A 15,794-nucleotide genomic window follows, 5' to 3' on the forward strand; every position below is an offset into this window, starting at 1 on the left:
TTGCGGTTTACCCGACTTACAGTTGAACACCAGAGAAAGACATGAAGCCTAACGCCATAAGACCTACAGTGATGAACGTGATACCTAGACCACGCAGACCTGGAGGAACGTCTGAGTACTTCATCTTCTCACGGATACCTGCAAGAGCAACGATTGCCAGCATCCAACCCATACCAGAGCCGAAACCGTACACGACAGATTCAGCAAAGTTATAGTCACGCTGTACCATGAAAGACACACCACCGAAGATCGCACAGTTAACTGTGATCAGCGGCAGGAAGATGCCCAGCGCGTTGTACAGAGGCGGGAAGAAACGGTCAAGCACCATCTCCAGAATCTGTACCAATGCGGCGATAACACCGATGAACGTAATGAAGTTCAGGAAGCTGAGGTCCACACCTTCAACTAACGCATTTTCTTTCAACACCAGGTTGTAAACCAGGTTGTTTACTGGTACCGCGATGGTCAGAACCACCACAACCGCAACACCCAGGCCAAATGCTGTCTTAACTTTCTTAGATACGGCCAGGAAAGTACACATACCCAGGAAGAAAGACAAAGCCATGTTTTCGATGAAAATCGATTTAACTAGCAGGCTAATGTAATGTTCCATGACAACCTTACTCCTTCGCTTCTACTTGTTCTGGTTTGAACACACGGATGACCCAGATTAGGAAGCCGATCAGGAAGAATGCAGATGGTGCCAGAAGCATCAGGCCGTTTGGCTGATACCAACCACCATTGTTCACCAGTGGAAGCACTTCCATACCGAACAGTTTGCCGCTGCCCAGCAGTTCACGGAAGAAGCCGACAGTGATCAGAACAAAACCGTAACCCAGACCGTTTCCAATACCGTCGATCAGCGATGGAATCGGTGCAGATTTCATTGCGAATGCTTCTGCACGGCCCATTACGATACAGTTAGTAATGATCAGACCTACGAATACCGATAGCTGTTTAGAGATATCGTATAAGTAAGCTTTCAGGATTTGGTCTACCACGATAACCAGTGATGCGATGATCGCCATCTGAACGATGATACGCACGCTGTTTGGAATGTGGTGACGGATCAGAGAAACAGAGAAGTTAGACAGAGCAGTTACAAACGTTACCGCCAGAGTCATTACAAACGCTGTCTCCAGTTTTGTGGTTACTGCAAGAGCAGAACATACACCAAGAACCTGCAGCGCAATCGGGTTGTTATCCAACACCGGCGCCAGAATGCTCTTTTTAATGTTTTGTGCACTAGCCATTAGTTCAGACCTCCGTCACGAACTTTTGCTAGGAATGGACCAAAGCCCATGTCACCTAACCAGAAGTCAAATGTGTGTTGTACGCCGTTACTGGTCAGTGTTGCACCAGACAGGCCGTCAACACCGTGCTCAGAACCTTGAGGAGCACCACCTTTAACGACTTTGATAGCCGGTTTGTGGTTCTCGTCGAAGAGCTTCTTGCCGACCCATTGTGCTGTCCAGGTCGGATTTTCCACTTCACCACCCAGTCCAGGAGTTTCACCCTGTTCGTAGTAAGTGATACCGGCAACTGTGTTACCGTCGGTTTCTACTGCCACAAATGCGTACATCATTGACCATAGACCATTACCGTGTACCGGAATGATTACGCGAGACACCTGTTCACCGTTTTTCACCAGGTAAACAATACCGGTGTCAGCACGACGAATGATTTTCGCTTCGTCTTCATCCGCTGCCAGTTTCACTGACGTTGCTGGATTCTTAGATGCACTACGTTGATCGTAGTTTGCTGCCGTTGAACCGTCTTCCGCTTTTTCAACGAACTCGCCAGTTTTGAAATCAACCAGACGAGGTTCAATATACTCAGCGAATAGTTCAGGTACGCTCTTACCGTCGGCTTGGATACCCGCAACATCAACGATCTTGCTTTGCTTATCCAGAACTGCGTTAGCTTTCTGTTGGCTACGCAGACCTACCGCCGCTGTCGATACGATGATTGAGCACACCAAGCTCAATGCGATAACAACAAACAGCGTCTTTTTAATGCTATCGTTATTACTTGCCATAGCGCGCTAGTCTCCGTTTGATGTTCTTTTCAATAACCACATGATCGAACAGAGGTGCAAACAGGTTCGCGAACAGAATCGCCAGCATCATACCCTCTGGGTACGCTGGGTTAACCACACGAATCATGACACACATTGCACCGATCAAGGCGCCATAAGCCCACTTACCTTTGTTAGTGAACGACGCTGAAACCGGGTCCGTTGCCATAAACAGCATACCGAACGCAAAACCACCCAGCACCAGGTGCCAGTACCACAGCATACCGAACATCGGGTTGGTGTCAGAGCCCACAACGTTAAACAACGTTGAAGCCACGATCATACCGATCATCACACCCGCAATAATGCGCCATGAAGCGATGCCCATGTAGACGATTAACGCTGCACCAATCAACAGAGCCAGTGTAGACACTTCACCAATCGAACCTGGGATGTTACCGATAAACGCATCCATCCAAGTGATTGGAGAACCTGTGACTGTGTTGATCAGAGCGCCGCTGCCACCTTGTGCCCATTGGCTTAGCGCAGTTGCGCCAGAGAAGCCGTCAGCCGCAGTCCAGACCGTATCGCCTGAAATCTGCGCAGGGTATGCGAAGAACAGGAAGGCACGACCTGCCAGAGCAGGGTTAAGGAAGTTACGTCCCGTACCGCCGAAGATCTCTTTTGCAACAACCACACCGAAGGTAATACCCAGTGCTGCTTGCCAGAGTGGCAGTGTTGGTGGAACGATCAGAGCGAACAGGATCGAAGTGACGAAGAAACCTTCGTTGACTTCGTGCTTGCGCACCATACAGAACAGAACTTCCCAGAAACCACCAACGATAAACACCGTCGCGTAGATCGGCAGGAAGTATGTGGCACCCAGCAACATCTTGCTGCCCCAACCTGCATCGGCAGAAATGGCTCCGCCCAGCATTTCGGTCAGCCAGTAGTGCCAGTTGCCGTTGATCACATCAGCCAGATCCTGACCTGAGTGCAGGTGAGTCAGTGCTGCAATCGCTTGGCCACCCGCGTTGTACATACCCCAGAACATTGCCGGGAATACCGCGAACCAAACCATGATCATGATACGTTTCAGGTCAACGCTATCACGAACGTGTGAGCTGCGTTTTGTAACCAGACCAGGCGTATAGAAAACCGTTGCAACGGCTTCGTACAGCGCAAACCACTTCTCGTGTTTGCCGCCTGGTTCAAAATGGTGCTCAATGTCTTCAAGAAACTTTTTAAGGCCCATGAAAATTACCCTTCCTTCTCAATCTTATCCAGGCATTCACGCAGCAGTTGACCGTACTCGTATTTGCCAGGACATACAAAGGTGCACAATGCTAGATCTTCTTCATCCAGTTCCAGAGCACCCAGACGTTGAGCACTGTCTGAATCGCCGGCACATAGATCACGAAGTAGCAAAGTAGGTTCCATATCCAGTGGCATCACACGTTCGTAGTTGCCAATTGGAACCATTGAGCGGTCACTACCATTGGTCGACGTTGTCATATTGAACAACTGACCTTTGAACAGGTGACCCAGGTAAGCACGGGTTACAGAGAACTTGTTTTTACCAGGCATTGCCCAGCCAAGCAGCTCTTTGTCACGACCTTCGCGAAGAACAGAAACCTGAACGTGGTAACGCCCCAGGTAAGCATGAGGACCCGTTGCTTTTACACCACTCAGTACAGAACCAGAGATAATACGAACTTCGCCAGGCATCAGTTCATTATCTGTCAGCTCTTCCAGACTCGCACCAATCAGGGTACGAACCAGACGAGGGTTATTGACAACCGGACCAGCCAGAGACACAACACGCTCGGCGTGCAACTCACCCGTCAGGAACAATTTACCGACAGCGATAACGTCCTGATAGTTGATGCTCCACGCAACATTGTCTGCATTAACCGGGAACAGGTAATGCATGTGTGTGCCTGCAAGACCTGCAGGGTGAGGGCCATCAAAAACGTGTTCTTCAACATTTGACTGTGAAGAGCGAGGTAGGCTGTTGCCTTTCTTACAAACGTAAACCTTGCCTTCTGTCAATGCCGACAGAATGTCCAGACCAGCGACAAACGCCTCTGACTGTTCGTTGATGATGAGTTCAGGATTCGCTGCCAGTGGATTGGTATCCATTGCCGTAACGAAGATTGCCTGAGTTGAAGACTCGATTGCCGGAACCTTGCTGAAAGGACGAGTACGTAAAGCGGTCCACAGACCAGAGTCGACCAGCTGAGTCTTAATCGCTTCGCGATCCAGACCGGCCAGTTGGCTGGCTTCAAACTTATCGAATGTTACCTGCTCATCACCTGCCACTTCGATCACTACGGATTGAAGGACACGTTTTGCGCCACGGTTAACTTCGATCACTTTACCGCTTGCTGGAGAAGTAAACTTCACACCTGGGTTCTTCTTGTCTTCAAAAAGAACTTGGGCTTTTTTCACTTCATCGCCTACGCGAACATGCATAGTAGGACGCATGCCAACGTACTCTTCGCCAAGCAAGGCGACTTTAGTGATGGCTTTGCCATCATTAATCACCTGGGATGGAGTTCCTGCGATAGGAAGATCCAAACCCTTCTTTATTGTAATCATACGCACTTGCACTACTTTTATCGGGAAAAAGATTCTTTTGATTGCGTAACTTTTAGACACGACATCAGTGTCCGGTTTTGGCATCGTTTCAAACGCCAAAATCGCAACATCCTATTAAAAACCTCGTCACAGAAAATACGCGAGATTTATCAGGTGCGATAGTTTAGCATTTTTTGGGAACTTGATGCCATGACCAATAAATGGATTCGACGCGATATTTCCAAGGAATTGAGTTTAAAAGGCTAAAGAATAGTCATAACTTTGAAGCGACGCACAAACCTAAAATATCACACCCACTTTAGGGTTATTCATGCATTCACAAGATGAAACAAACGTAAATAAACGTTTCATTTCATTAATTTGTTGTCACTCTGTTAACAAATCAATGGACAAAAAAGGAGCTGACGCTCCTTGTTGATTAACGCTTATCGCCGCCCATACACATCGGGCTGTCTGGCGCACTTTCTTGCTGCGCTTTCCACTCTTCAGGCGTGTAAGTATGCATCGACAACGCGTGCACACTGCCAGCCAACTCTTCGGCCAAAAGTTCATTAATCTGGCGGTGTCTTGCCAAAAGTCGCTGGCCTTCAAACGCACTGCTGACCACCACCACTTTAAAATGACTTTCAGAGCCAGGCGGGACGTTATGCATGTAACTCTCATTATCAACCCGCAGATAATCCGGGTTAAGCGCATTATGGATTTTAGATTCAATAGCTTGTTGGATCATATTTCTTCCTGACTTACCCATTCAGGGTATCAATGGAACGACGGATTGCGTCGGTTACTGAACAACATTTTACCTCCGCCTAAACGGGATAGGAAGGTTTTAGTTTCCTGATGGATTGCCATTTGCGACAATAGCGTCAAAGCAAAAATCTGCCACGGCAACTATGAAAACTGAACTTTCGCTTTTCGAGCGGACATTAACCCTGCACCGCTTTCCAAAGCGAGCCAACGAAACCCTACAAGCCTGGGACGCCGGCGACGAATACCTGATCCAACATGTCGAGGCATTGGCTCTGCCTGCCGGCCACCACATCGTTATTCTGAACGACCATTTCGGCGCCCTATCCTGCTGGTTCGCGCAACATTATCGCGTCACGATGATGAGCGATTCTTTCATTGCGCATCAGGCCACACAACACAACCTGACGGCCAATCAGAGTGGAACCGTGACATTCGCCACCAGCATGGATGCCATTCCTGCCGACGCCGATCTGGTGCTGATGCAAATCCCAAAAAGTAATCGCCATCTGGTATGGCAGTTGCGTCAGCTCCGCCAGGCTCTGCCGGACCATGTGCCGATCATTGGCGTGAATAAAGCACGGGAAATTCATACTTCCACATTGAAGCTGTTTGAGCAGCACCTGGGACAAACGACAACGTCTCTGGCGTGGAAAAAACATCGCCTGGTGTTCTCCCAAGCCAATGCTGAGCACTGCCCTGCCGTAGAACAAGACATCACGTGGGCTGTCGAAGGCGAGTCAATTCAGCTTAAAAACCGCGCGAACGTCTATTCGGGAGAAAGTCTCGATCTGGGCGCACGCTTCATGCTGAAGCACCTGCCAAAAGACGACAAACTGGAACGTATCATTGACCTCGGCTGTGGCAATGGCGTGCTGTCAGTCAAACTGGGGCAGTTGAACCCGAATGCACGCCTGGTCTGCGTCGATGAGAGTTTTATGGCCGTGGCCTCTGCCCAGCAAAACCTCTTGGACAACCTTGGCCCGGAACGTCATGTCGATTGCTTCGCAAATAACTGTCTGGACGGGTTTGATCCTGCTTCCGCATCACTGGTCGTGTGTAATCCGCCATTTCATCAACAACTGGCGATCACCGACCACATCGCCTGGCAAATGTTCTGTGATGCAAAGCATGTTCTCACACAAGGTGGCCAATTATTGGTGATCGGCAATCGCCACCTCGGCTACGATGGTAAGTTAACGAGATTGTTTGGCCGAGCTCAGGTAAAAACCGTGGCAGCCAATAATAAATTTGTTATTTTACAGGCAACTAAATCGTGAATAAAAAGGATATATCCATGAGAAAACTGGTTCTGGCAGCGTCAATGGCCCTTCTCACCGCTTGTGCTGCTCCTCAACAGGAACAAATCAACTTTTTGCCAAAAGCCACGCTGAGCAACAGTGACCTCGTGAAAGGCGCCACCTATAACCTGTCGAGCAAAGACGTTCGCTCCGCTCAATACGTGGCACTGGTCGACAGTGGCCGTTCACACATCGAACCGATTCATTCGAAGCAGAATGTGCGGATCGCCGTAGAAACGGCTCTGGCGGACCAACTGGCTTCACAAGGTTTCAGAACATCAGTGAACAGCGAAAACGTCATTGAGATCGAAATCCAGGAAGCGCTGGTGAACGTCAAGCACTCGGTCATGTCGAACGACATGGATGCCAAAGTCGTGCTGGAAGTCACCGCAGAGACCCCTCAGGGCAAACTGGTCAAGACGTATACAGGCACGGCACAGCGTTCCGGTACATTGAGCGCCTCCAACCAGGAAATTGAAACCGTTCTTAACGATACCGTGAACTTAGTGCTGAAAGAGATCTCTAACGACCGAGAACTCAAACAATACATGCAGGAGCGTTTTTAATGCTGAAACAATGGGTTGCCACTACGCTGGCTCTGATCAGTTGCGGTGCGTTCGCCGGGCCTAAGGTGGAGTTTGATACCACCCTGGGCTCATTTACGGTTGAACTCAATCAGGAGAAAGCGCCGGTAACGGTCGCGAACTTCGTTAAATATGTTGAAGATGGCAGCTACGTAGGCAGTCAGTTTCATCGTATTATCCCGGGATTTATGGCTCAGGGTGGCGGCTTTGACCAAGAAATGAATCGCCTGCCAACCTACGCGCCGATAAAAAATGAAGCATCGAATGGTCTGAAAAATGATCGTGCTACGCTGGCGATGGCCCGTACTAATGATCCAAACTCGGCCACCCGCCAGTTTTTCATCAATCTGGTCGACAACGATTTCCTCAACTACGCGCAGCGCCCACCTGGCTACGCGGTCTTTGGTGAAGTCACCCAAGGTTTTGATGTCGTCGAGAAAATGGCTCAGCAACCGACCCGCTCTTCCGGCCGGATGCAGGATGTTCCCGTTACACCGATCGTGATCACCAAAGCCACTCTGATTAAATAATCCATCCGGCTCTGAGCGCTCCTGCTCAGAGCCTTTCTCACCATTTAGCAGGACTCCGAGTTTTATGTCATCAGATTCGTCTTCACTTACCTGGATGGGTACGGTCCGCAGTTACCTGGATAAACGCTTGTTGTGGGTGTTTATGCTGGGATGTTCCAGTGGCTTTCCCTGGGTCCTTATCGGCTCCAATATGACAGGCTGGCTGAAAGACGCAGGAATGACACGCGCCGCAATCGGCTATTTTGGCAGTGTCTTTGCTGTCTATGCGATTAACTTCCTTTGGGCTCCCTTGGTGGATCGGGTAAAACTGCCAATATTGCACAAGGCACTGGGACAACGCAGAAGCTGGGTACTGTTGTGTCAGATGGTCGTATTGGTGTGCACTCTACTGATCGCCGGCGTCAATCCTGCCACTCAAATTGTTCTGACATCGATGCTGGCTCTGGGAATCGCGATTGCATCGGCCACTCAGGATATCGCCATTGATGCCTTCCGGATTGATACTTTTCCTAAGTCGCAAGCCAGCAAACTGCCACAGGCATCGGCTATGGCAGTGATCGGTTGGTGGACCGGTTATTCTCTGCCGGGTTATGTGGCTTTTATCAACGCTGACTCGATAGGCTGGAACGGGGTGTACTACGGCATGGCCTTGATCGTCGGCCTGTTGATGTTGTTTACTCTGCTGGTTGGCGAACCAGTTACCCAGCGGGAACAACTTCAGGCGCAGGCGGAAGAGCGCCACAATGCCCTGGTCGGATCTCGTGTTGTCGCCTGGCTGACGGTAACCGTGCTGGAACCGTTTATGGACTTTTTCCGGCGCAATGGCACCCGGGTCGCAATCACCATTTTATTGTTCGTCTTCCTGTTTAAAATTGGGGAAGCGTTTCTTGGCCGCATGTCGATTGCTTTTTATAAAGAGGTCGGTTTCAGCAATGAACAGATAGGTTATTACTCCAAACTGATCGGTTGGGGCGCCACCATGCTGTTTACGCTGATCGGCAGTATGGTCAATGTCCGTTTCGGCATCGTGAAAGGGTTGATGATCGGTGGCACAGCAATGGCTGCAAGTAACCTGATGTTTGCCTGGATTGCCGAAGTCGGTCCTAATGAGCAGCTGTTCTTGGCGACTATCTTCGTCGATAACTTTACCACAGCCTTCTCAACCGTAGCGTTTGTGTCTTTCCTGACGGTGCTGACCGGACAAGCGTTCTCCGCAACACAATACGCTCTGCTGGCATCACTGGGCAACTTTGGACGCACCACTCTGGCGTCTTTCAGTGGCGAACTGGCCGATTACCTCAATAACTGGTCACTGTTTTTTGTGCTCACGGCCCTGATGGTGATCCCAAGCCTGATCATGTTGTATTCGCTTCGCCACTATTTCACCGATTTACTCAATAAAGCGCATCGTCACGACGAGAATTAGACCAGCCTCAAACGATAAAAAAAAGGGATGCTCTGCATCCCTTTTTCATCATGTTATGGGTAAAGCCCCTTGCCAAATAAATTGAAGATCCTCGCGACACCCTGAGTGAAGAGCATAGGCTCGGTCAGCACCGTCATACACAGGCAATCTTCCCCGGTACGTGTAAACGGGCTGTGACGAACCGACGCGTCACGGGTCATGAAATCGCCGGCTTCGTAATGTCCGTCTTCGTCACTAAAGCCGCCGTGCAGCACTAAAGTGGACTCCAGCCCCTTGTGCGTGTGTTGCGGGATGTGGACATCTTCAGCGATGTACATCAGATTGACCCGCACATTGTCCTCGCCCAAATCCATGGCCGCGCTGTACACCTTACCGCCATAACTGCGCCACTCACCAATCTGTCGTACATGCTTGCTCAGCGTACCAGGCAGACGAAATTGCTTACCGTTCACTTCTAACACAGCTGCTGGCGGCGCTTGCACCGCTTTGGGTTGAATAGGATCCAAAGCCACGATGGCCTCGAACATTCCGGCAAATTCCTCACTGCCGTTGGCCACCAGCGTTGCCGGCCCGTTCATTACAGCCTGAGCGCATTCCCGCTCTTTGACTGCAACTAACGCTCTGCAACGACTGCATGACTCAAGGTGCGTCGCCACTGCCAGTCCATGAACCGCATCGATTGAACCAGCTGCATACGCATCTAAAAGATGTTGTTCCGGATGATAACTCATAACTGCCCCGCTTCTATTGAGTGTCGTAATTTTTCCACGGCCAGACGCAATCTGGACTTCACGGTTCCGAGAGGAATATTGAACATGTCGGCCACCTGCTGATGAGGTAGGTCTTCTAAATACACCGCCCTCACCACGGCTTGTTGCGCTTCGGGCAACAAATCAAGAAACTTGACCACCTGCTCTTTCAACATGTCATGCTCCGGCGCATAATGCTCCACCAAATCTGGCGGACAGTAGTCGGCGGGCCAGATATCTTCGGAATGAATGTGCAATTCCCGCCCTTTCTGCTTACGCAGTAAATCAAAGCACAGGTTTCGGGCTATGGTGTAAATCCAGGTCGATAATGAACTTTTACGACCATCGAATAAATGTGATTTCTGCCATACCGTCGTCAACGTTTCCTGCACCATTTCTAGCGCCACCTGTTCGTTGCCAATGTGCTTATAAGCAAACTGCTTTAACCGCGGTGAAAAGTGAGTAAAAACCTGTGCAAACGCGCACTTGTCACGTTGTTTGACGCGGTTCATACATTCTTCCCACTCCGCGCGGGTCATATCCTGGGAACTGGTTTGACTCATGTGCTTCCCTATCCCTTAACACTCAGAGTTAGACTGAGCGTGATTGTGTCCGTATTTCACTGACTTCGTTGCCTAGTTTACGTTTAACCATCACGTTGCGATCACAACGGCGTGTAACATTTACGGCCACCCTGCAGTCTTCTAATTATAGTGACTGCGTCCACACACACCATTCTAGGAAGACCATTTACTTTGCGTCGTCACACTGCCCTCAATTGCCATGCTCAAAAAGTGCATAGCCGCGCTACAGTCCCGTTGCCCGGCCAACTGTTCCATCTGCGTGCATTCCAGTGGCAATATCTCCAACCAGCGTTGGCTGACCCAGCTTGCATCATCAAAAAAACAGTGCGAGTACAAGTCGCCTATCTGGGGGAACTGCCGATAAACAAATTGGAGCTGTTCACTGATATATTGTTGTGATCGTTCGATTTTCTGCTGAGACCAGTTGTCCAGCCAACGCACGTGGGCTTTGCGCAATCCATCAAACTCGGCTGCAACACGCTCAACCACAAAGCGCTGAGTTCCGGACACGGTAATCCCCAGCAACCCGTCGTCTAATGTTTCGAAGTCAACGATTTTTACGTAAGTACCAATCGACGACACGTTACCCGGTGCCAGACCGGCGTCACTGTCCAGCAGACAGATACCAAACCCACTGTTTTGTCGCGAACACTCAGCAACTAAACGCTTATAACGTGGCTCAAAGATACGCAAACTCATTTTACCTTCGGGCAACACCATTGAACTCAGCGGAAACAACTTAATTTCGTTCATCTACACATTCCTTTTAGCTGGCACCCCTTATTACGCAAGGGGTGCCAGCCCGATCACTAACGAAAAATGTTGGTTTAACGATAAGCATAAAAAAACCTAAAAATCGCCAAGCAAACGATCAAGATCACACATAAAATGAAAAGCCATGCAACACAAAATAAGTTCCGTGAAATAAAACGAAGTTGAGATCTTCGTCACTAATTTTGTTTGGTTTTGCACTGGGTATCACTTTCAATTGAGATTTTTATCGCTATCATTCCCGCCATCTGGAAGCACGGCAATCAGATCGTGTATCCAAAAAACAAACAAACCTATAGAGAGTCCCCTTATGCGTAAATCACTTTTAGCTCTTAGCTTGTTAGCAGCGACTTCCGCGCCAGCTCTGGCCGCTGACTACTCAGATGGCGATATCCACAAAAACGATTACAAGTGGATGCAGTTTAACTACATGTACTCAATCGATGAGATGCCTCGCGTAAAAGGCGCTGACGACAACGCCCACGATTACCTGGAAATGGAATTTGGCGGTCGCTCAGGAATCTTCGATCTATACGGTTACGTTGATGTATTTAACCTAGCGACTAAAGACAATCAGGATAAGTCCATCGAGAACGGCGCTCCTGACAAAATGTTCATGAAATTTGCACCGCGTGTTTCTCTGGACGCAGTCACTGGTAAAGACCTGTCTTTCGGTCCTGTACAAGAGCTGTACTTTGCAACTCTGTACAACTGGGGTGGTAACAATGGCGGTGTAAACAACTCTTTCTGGGGTCTGGGTTCTGATGTGAACGTACCTTGGCTGGGTAAAGTTGGCCTGAACGTGTACAGCCTTTACGACATCAACAAAAAAGACTGGAACGGTTTCCAAATCTCGACCAACTGGTTCAAACCATTCTACTTCTTCGAGAACGGTTCATTCATTTCTTACCAAGGTTACATCGATTACCAATTCGGTATGGATGATGATGCAGGTAACAAGTTTGGCACGACATCCTCTAACGGTGGCGTAATGTTTAACGGTATCTACTGGCACTCTGAGCGTTTTGCTGTTGGTTACGGCCTGAAAGCATACAAAGACGTTTACGGCGTGAAAGACGGTCTGGACATCGGTAACGGCCTAGAGCTTGAATCAACTGGTTTCAGCCACTATCTGGCAGTAACCTACAAGTTCTAATCAGAACTCTGCTTTTAAAAATGGCGCCGGATGGCGCCATTTTTGTTTGCTTTCCTGAGACAGGACATTATCCTTGCTCCCATTCGCAACAACCGTGGGAAGCAGGATGAATATTGTGGTTGTCGGCCCAGGTGCCATCGGCTCGTTATGGGCCTGTCATCTGGCTCTGGCCGGGCACAACGTGTCGCTATGGAGTCGCCAACACGTGACTTCAATTAATCTGGCACTGGGTAAGACATCAAGCCTCTCCTTTGCCAATCATCAGCGCTCTGCATTAACCAAAGCGGATATGCTGCTGGTTACAGTCAAAGCCTGGCAGGTTGACGCGGCCATACGGCCTTTGATTCCCCATCTCGACCCTCGCACAATATTGCTGTTTTGTCACAACGGGATGGGCGCGCTTGACCAACTGGCGCCAACGCTCTCCTCGCATCCGATGGTTCTGGCCACCACGACGCACGGCGCATTCAAACCAACCCCGAATCAGGTGAATCACACCGGCCTGGGTCACACGCAACTGGGGGCTTACAACACGCAGGGACAGCAGTGTCAGTTCCTGACCGACGTTCTGCACCACGCACTCCCAGACGTGCAATGGAATGAGCATATCCAGTCCGCGCTGTGGCACAAACTGGCGATCAACTGCGCCATTAACCCGTTGACCGCGTTACATCAGTGTCGCAATGGTGATTTAGCAGACCCGCAATTTCAGGCACCACTGGAGGCCATCATCGACGAGTTAGTTCAGGTGATGCACGCTGAATCCATCGATGTATCCAAGCAAGCTCTGCGCAGTAACATTCACAACGTCATTGCGGCCACAGCGACAAACTTTTCCTCCATGCAGCAGGATGTTTTCTACCAGCGGAAAACCGAGATAGACTTTATTACGGGTTACCTCCTTCGCCGTGCCACACATCATGGTATTGAGGTACCAACGAATAGCGCCCTGTATCAGCAGATTAAACACACAGAATTAAGTTGGACTTCATCATGACCAAACGTGTACTTATACCGATTGCTCCTGGCACCGAAGAGATGGAAGCAGTCACTGTTATCGATATTATGGTTCGGGCCGGATATGAGGTGGTGGTCGCCAGCGCAGACTTTGAAGGCGAGCTGACGATGAAAGCCTCGCGAGGCGTTACACTGACGGCCGATTGCAAACTGGTTGACATTGCTGATGAAGAATTTGATGCCGTTATCTTACCGGGCGGCGTCGGGGGAGCTGAAACCTTCAGAGACAGCACTGTGTTGGTCGAAATCGTTCGCCAACAAAAATACGATGGCCGCCTTGTTGCCGCCATCTGCGCAGCTCCGGCACTGGTCTTGCAGCATCACAATCTCTATCCCGGCGCTCTGATGACCTGTCACCCTGGCTTTCAATCGCACATTCCGGCTGACAAATGGCGCCCTAAACGCGTTACGATTGACATCAATCACAACCTGATCACCAGTCAGGGGCCGGGCACCGCTCTGGAGTTCGCGATGGAGATCATCATTAAGCTGTCCGGTAAACAACTGGCAGCAGAGGTGGCAGACCCCATGGTCGTGATCCCGACACTGCAATACCACAAACTGAGTAACGACGCATGATAGACATCGCTGCGATCCGGGCGCAATTCCCGGCCCTGCAACAACAGGTCAACGATTCATCGCTTGTCTACCTCGACAGTGCCGCGACCACACAAAAGCCGCAAGTGGTGATCGATGCCATTTCCCGCTACTACAGTTCACAAAACGCCAATGTACATCGCGGCAGTCACAGCCTGACGGCTCATGCCACCAGCCAGTTTGAAGCAGCCCGAGACAAGGTCGCTGAGTTTATCGGTGCCTCGACAAGTAAAGAGATCATCTGGACCCGGGGCGCCACCGAAGCCATCAATCTGATTGCCCAAACATACGCGCGCGGCACACTCCAGCCTGGCGATGAAATTCTGGTTGGTGAGATGGAGCATCACGCGAACATTGTGCCTTGGCAAATTGTTGCTGAGCAAACCGGCGCCAAGGTGGTGAAAGTGCCCATGACGCCGGATTGCCAGTGGGATATGACGGCATACGACCAATTACTCAGTGCTCGCACCCGAATCGTGGCGCTGGCGCACATCACCAATGTCACTGCAACGCGTCAGCCAATTGAAACCGTCATTACCAAAGCACATCAGCACAATGCCGTTGTAGTGGTTGATGGTGCTCAGGGAATCGTGCATGAATCGGTCGATGTCACCCAGTTGGATGCAGATTTCTATGTCTTTTCCGGCCACAAACTTTACGCGCCAGCTGGCATCGGCGCGCTGTATGGCAAACTGACCCTGTTAGAAGCCATGCCACCGTGGCACGGCGGAGGCAAAATGGTGGAGAAAGTGACGTTCGGACACACCACTTACTCAGCGTTGCCGGGCAAATTTGAAGCCGGCACCCCCAATGTGGCTGGCGCCATCGCGCTGGCCAGTGCCATCGACTGGTATCAACAGTTTCCGCGCTCTGAGGTCGAAGCGCATCTACATCACTTGCAACAACGCACCTACGCTGCGTTGGCGGCCATGGCTGACATCCGGGTACTGGGTTATCAGCCTGATGCGGCAGTGCTGACGTTTGTCATGGAAGGTGTGCATCATCAGGACATCGCAACCTTGCTCGATCAACAAGGGATCGCAGTGCGGGCCGGGCACCACTGTGCACACCCGCTGATGGACGCCCTCAAGGTGACCGGGACGGTGCGGATTTCCTTTGCGATCTACAATACTTCGGAAGATGTGGAACGTTTGATTGCTGCGCTTGAGAAAGCGGTCGATATGCTCTGAAAACCGTTGCGCCGTCAATGTGTGAATGCACATCAGGACAAAACAGAAAAATCAAAAAAGCCCCGGAACAATTCCGGGGCTTTGTTATTCAATTCGATTTAACGTGGATGAACTTCTGCCTGCGGGAAGAAAAATTCAATCTCGCGAGCCGCTGATTCCGGGCTGTCTGAGCCATGAACCGAGTTATGACGCATGCTCAGTGCGTAATCCGCACGTAGCGTGCCACATGCCGCCTCTTCCGGGTTAGTTTTTCCCATCAGTTCACGATAACGCGCAATGGCGTTTTCACCTTCCAGAACCTGAACCATGATGGGGCCAGAGGTCATGAACTCTTTCAGTGGTTCAAAAAAAGGTTTGCCTTCGTGCTCGGCGTAGAATCCACGCGCTTGATCTTCTGTCAGGCGAACCATTTTCGCCGCAATGATGGTCAGACCCGCTTTTTCAATACGATGGTAAATCTCACCAATCAGATTACGTTCGACTGCATCGGGCTTAATAATAGAAAATGTTCTTTCCAGAGCCAT

18 protein-coding genes are annotated in these 15,794 nt (G+C 50.2%); 8 read left to right on the forward strand and 10 right to left on the reverse strand.

Annotated elements, in window-relative coordinates; all coding sequences use genetic code 11:
- Positions 1–16 precede the first annotated feature (16 nt).
- The 6 genes from nqrE to bolA all read right to left on the reverse strand — a co-directional run bounded on the left by nqrE (position 17) and on the right by bolA (position 5,348).
- Entirely contained in the window at positions 17–613 is a 597-nt protein-coding gene (gene nqrE / locus VPR01S_RS13395; RefSeq protein ID WP_021705876.1) for an NADH:ubiquinone reductase (Na(+)-transporting) subunit E, read from the reverse strand.
- Between the two features lie 7 nt (positions 614–620).
- Positions 621–1,253 carry an NADH:ubiquinone reductase (Na(+)-transporting) subunit D gene (locus VPR01S_RS13400; RefSeq protein WP_021705877.1) on the reverse strand — a complete coding sequence of 211 codons (633 nt, stop codon included), beginning with the start codon at positions 1,251–1,253 and terminating at the stop codon, positions 621–623.
- Entirely contained in the window at positions 1,253–2,038 is a 786-nt protein-coding gene (locus VPR01S_RS13405; protein ID WP_021705878.1) for a Na(+)-translocating NADH-quinone reductase subunit C, read from the reverse strand. The genes VPR01S_RS13400 and VPR01S_RS13405 overlap by 1 nt, the downstream gene beginning before the upstream one ends.
- The gene (locus tag VPR01S_RS13410) at positions 2,028–3,272 is read right to left on the reverse strand and encodes an NADH:ubiquinone reductase (Na(+)-transporting) subunit B (RefSeq protein WP_021705879.1); all 1,245 of its coding nucleotides are present in this window, start codon (positions 3,270–3,272) and stop codon (positions 2,028–2,030) included. Before VPR01S_RS13410 ends, VPR01S_RS13405 begins: the two co-directional genes overlap by 11 nt.
- Positions 3,273–3,277: 5 nt before the next feature.
- Positions 3,278–4,618 carry a Na(+)-translocating NADH-quinone reductase subunit A gene (locus VPR01S_RS13415; protein ID WP_040902775.1) on the reverse strand — a complete coding sequence of 447 codons (1,341 nt, stop codon included), beginning with the start codon at positions 4,616–4,618 and terminating at the stop codon, positions 3,278–3,280.
- A 418-nt stretch (positions 4,619–5,036) separates the two neighbouring features.
- Positions 5,037–5,348 carry a transcriptional regulator BolA gene (gene bolA / locus VPR01S_RS13420; RefSeq protein WP_021705881.1) on the reverse strand — a complete coding sequence of 104 codons (312 nt, stop codon included), beginning with the start codon at positions 5,346–5,348 and terminating at the stop codon, positions 5,037–5,039.
- Between the two features lie 163 nt (positions 5,349–5,511).
- Here bolA and VPR01S_RS13425 point away from each other — a divergent pair, with 163 nt between their 5' ends.
- From VPR01S_RS13425 to VPR01S_RS13440, 4 genes are all read left to right on the forward strand, one after another.
- A complete protein-coding gene (locus tag VPR01S_RS13425; protein WP_021705882.1) occupies positions 5,512–6,645 on the forward strand; it encodes a methyltransferase in 1,134 nt (377 codons plus the stop codon).
- 17 nt (positions 6,646–6,662) lie between these two features.
- Positions 6,663–7,232, forward strand: coding sequence for a YajG family lipoprotein (locus VPR01S_RS13430; protein WP_021705883.1), 570 nt, complete (start codon positions 6,663–6,665; stop codon positions 7,230–7,232).
- On the forward strand, positions 7,232–7,780 hold the full coding sequence (locus tag VPR01S_RS13435; protein WP_021705884.1) for a peptidylprolyl isomerase: 549 nt from the start codon (positions 7,232–7,234) through the stop codon (positions 7,778–7,780). Before VPR01S_RS13430 ends, VPR01S_RS13435 begins: the two co-directional genes overlap by 1 nt.
- Before the next feature lie 64 nt (positions 7,781–7,844).
- Complete coding sequence (locus VPR01S_RS13440) at positions 7,845–9,206, forward strand: AmpG family muropeptide MFS transporter (RefSeq protein WP_021705885.1); 1,362 nt, start codon at positions 7,845–7,847, stop codon at positions 9,204–9,206.
- 53 nt (positions 9,207–9,259) lie between these two features.
- Here VPR01S_RS13440 and VPR01S_RS13445 read toward each other — a convergent pair whose 3' ends face one another.
- The 3 genes from VPR01S_RS13445 to VPR01S_RS13455 all read right to left on the reverse strand — a co-directional run bounded on the left by VPR01S_RS13445 (position 9,260) and on the right by VPR01S_RS13455 (position 11,292).
- A complete protein-coding gene (locus VPR01S_RS13445; protein WP_021705886.1) occupies positions 9,260–9,937 on the reverse strand; it encodes a ChrR family anti-sigma-E factor in 678 nt (225 codons plus the stop codon).
- Positions 9,934–10,518 (reverse strand): RNA polymerase sigma factor, encoded by a 585-nt coding sequence (locus tag VPR01S_RS13450; protein WP_021705887.1) that lies wholly within the window; start codon positions 10,516–10,518, stop codon positions 9,934–9,936. The genes VPR01S_RS13445 and VPR01S_RS13450 overlap by 4 nt, the downstream gene beginning before the upstream one ends.
- 174 nt (positions 10,519–10,692) lie before the next feature.
- The gene (locus tag VPR01S_RS13455) at positions 10,693–11,292 is read right to left on the reverse strand and encodes an LON peptidase substrate-binding domain-containing protein (RefSeq protein ID WP_021705888.1); all 600 of its coding nucleotides are present in this window, start codon (positions 11,290–11,292) and stop codon (positions 10,693–10,695) included.
- Positions 11,293–11,620: 328 nt separating this feature from the next.
- Between VPR01S_RS13455 and VPR01S_RS13460 the strand changes: the two genes are divergently transcribed.
- The 4 genes from VPR01S_RS13460 to csdA all read left to right on the forward strand — a co-directional run bounded on the left by VPR01S_RS13460 (position 11,621) and on the right by csdA (position 15,270).
- Positions 11,621–12,466 carry a nucleoside-specific channel-forming Tsx family protein gene (locus tag VPR01S_RS13460; protein ID WP_021705889.1) on the forward strand — a complete coding sequence of 282 codons (846 nt, stop codon included), beginning with the start codon at positions 11,621–11,623 and terminating at the stop codon, positions 12,464–12,466.
- Between the two features lie 106 nt (positions 12,467–12,572).
- Positions 12,573–13,463: a 2-dehydropantoate 2-reductase gene (panE, locus tag VPR01S_RS13465; RefSeq protein WP_021705890.1), complete on the forward strand. Its 891-nt coding sequence runs from the start codon at positions 12,573–12,575 to the stop codon at positions 13,461–13,463.
- Positions 13,460–14,062, forward strand: a complete 603-nt coding sequence (locus tag VPR01S_RS13470) for a DJ-1 family glyoxalase III (protein WP_021705891.1) — start codon at positions 13,460–13,462, stop codon at positions 14,060–14,062. Before panE ends, VPR01S_RS13470 begins: the two co-directional genes overlap by 4 nt.
- Complete coding sequence (gene csdA / locus VPR01S_RS13475; protein WP_021705892.1) at positions 14,059–15,270, forward strand: cysteine desulfurase CsdA; 1,212 nt, start codon at positions 14,059–14,061, stop codon at positions 15,268–15,270. Before VPR01S_RS13470 ends, csdA begins: the two co-directional genes overlap by 4 nt.
- Before the next feature lie 98 nt (positions 15,271–15,368).
- Here csdA and ndk read toward each other — a convergent pair whose 3' ends face one another.
- On the reverse strand, positions 15,369–15,794 hold the full coding sequence (ndk, locus tag VPR01S_RS13480) for a nucleoside-diphosphate kinase (protein WP_021705893.1): 426 nt from the start codon (positions 15,792–15,794) through the stop codon (positions 15,369–15,371).

It is taken from the genome of Vibrio proteolyticus NBRC 13287, assembly GCF_000467125.1.
Lineage (GTDB): Bacteria > Pseudomonadota > Gammaproteobacteria > Enterobacterales > Vibrionaceae > Vibrio > Vibrio proteolyticus.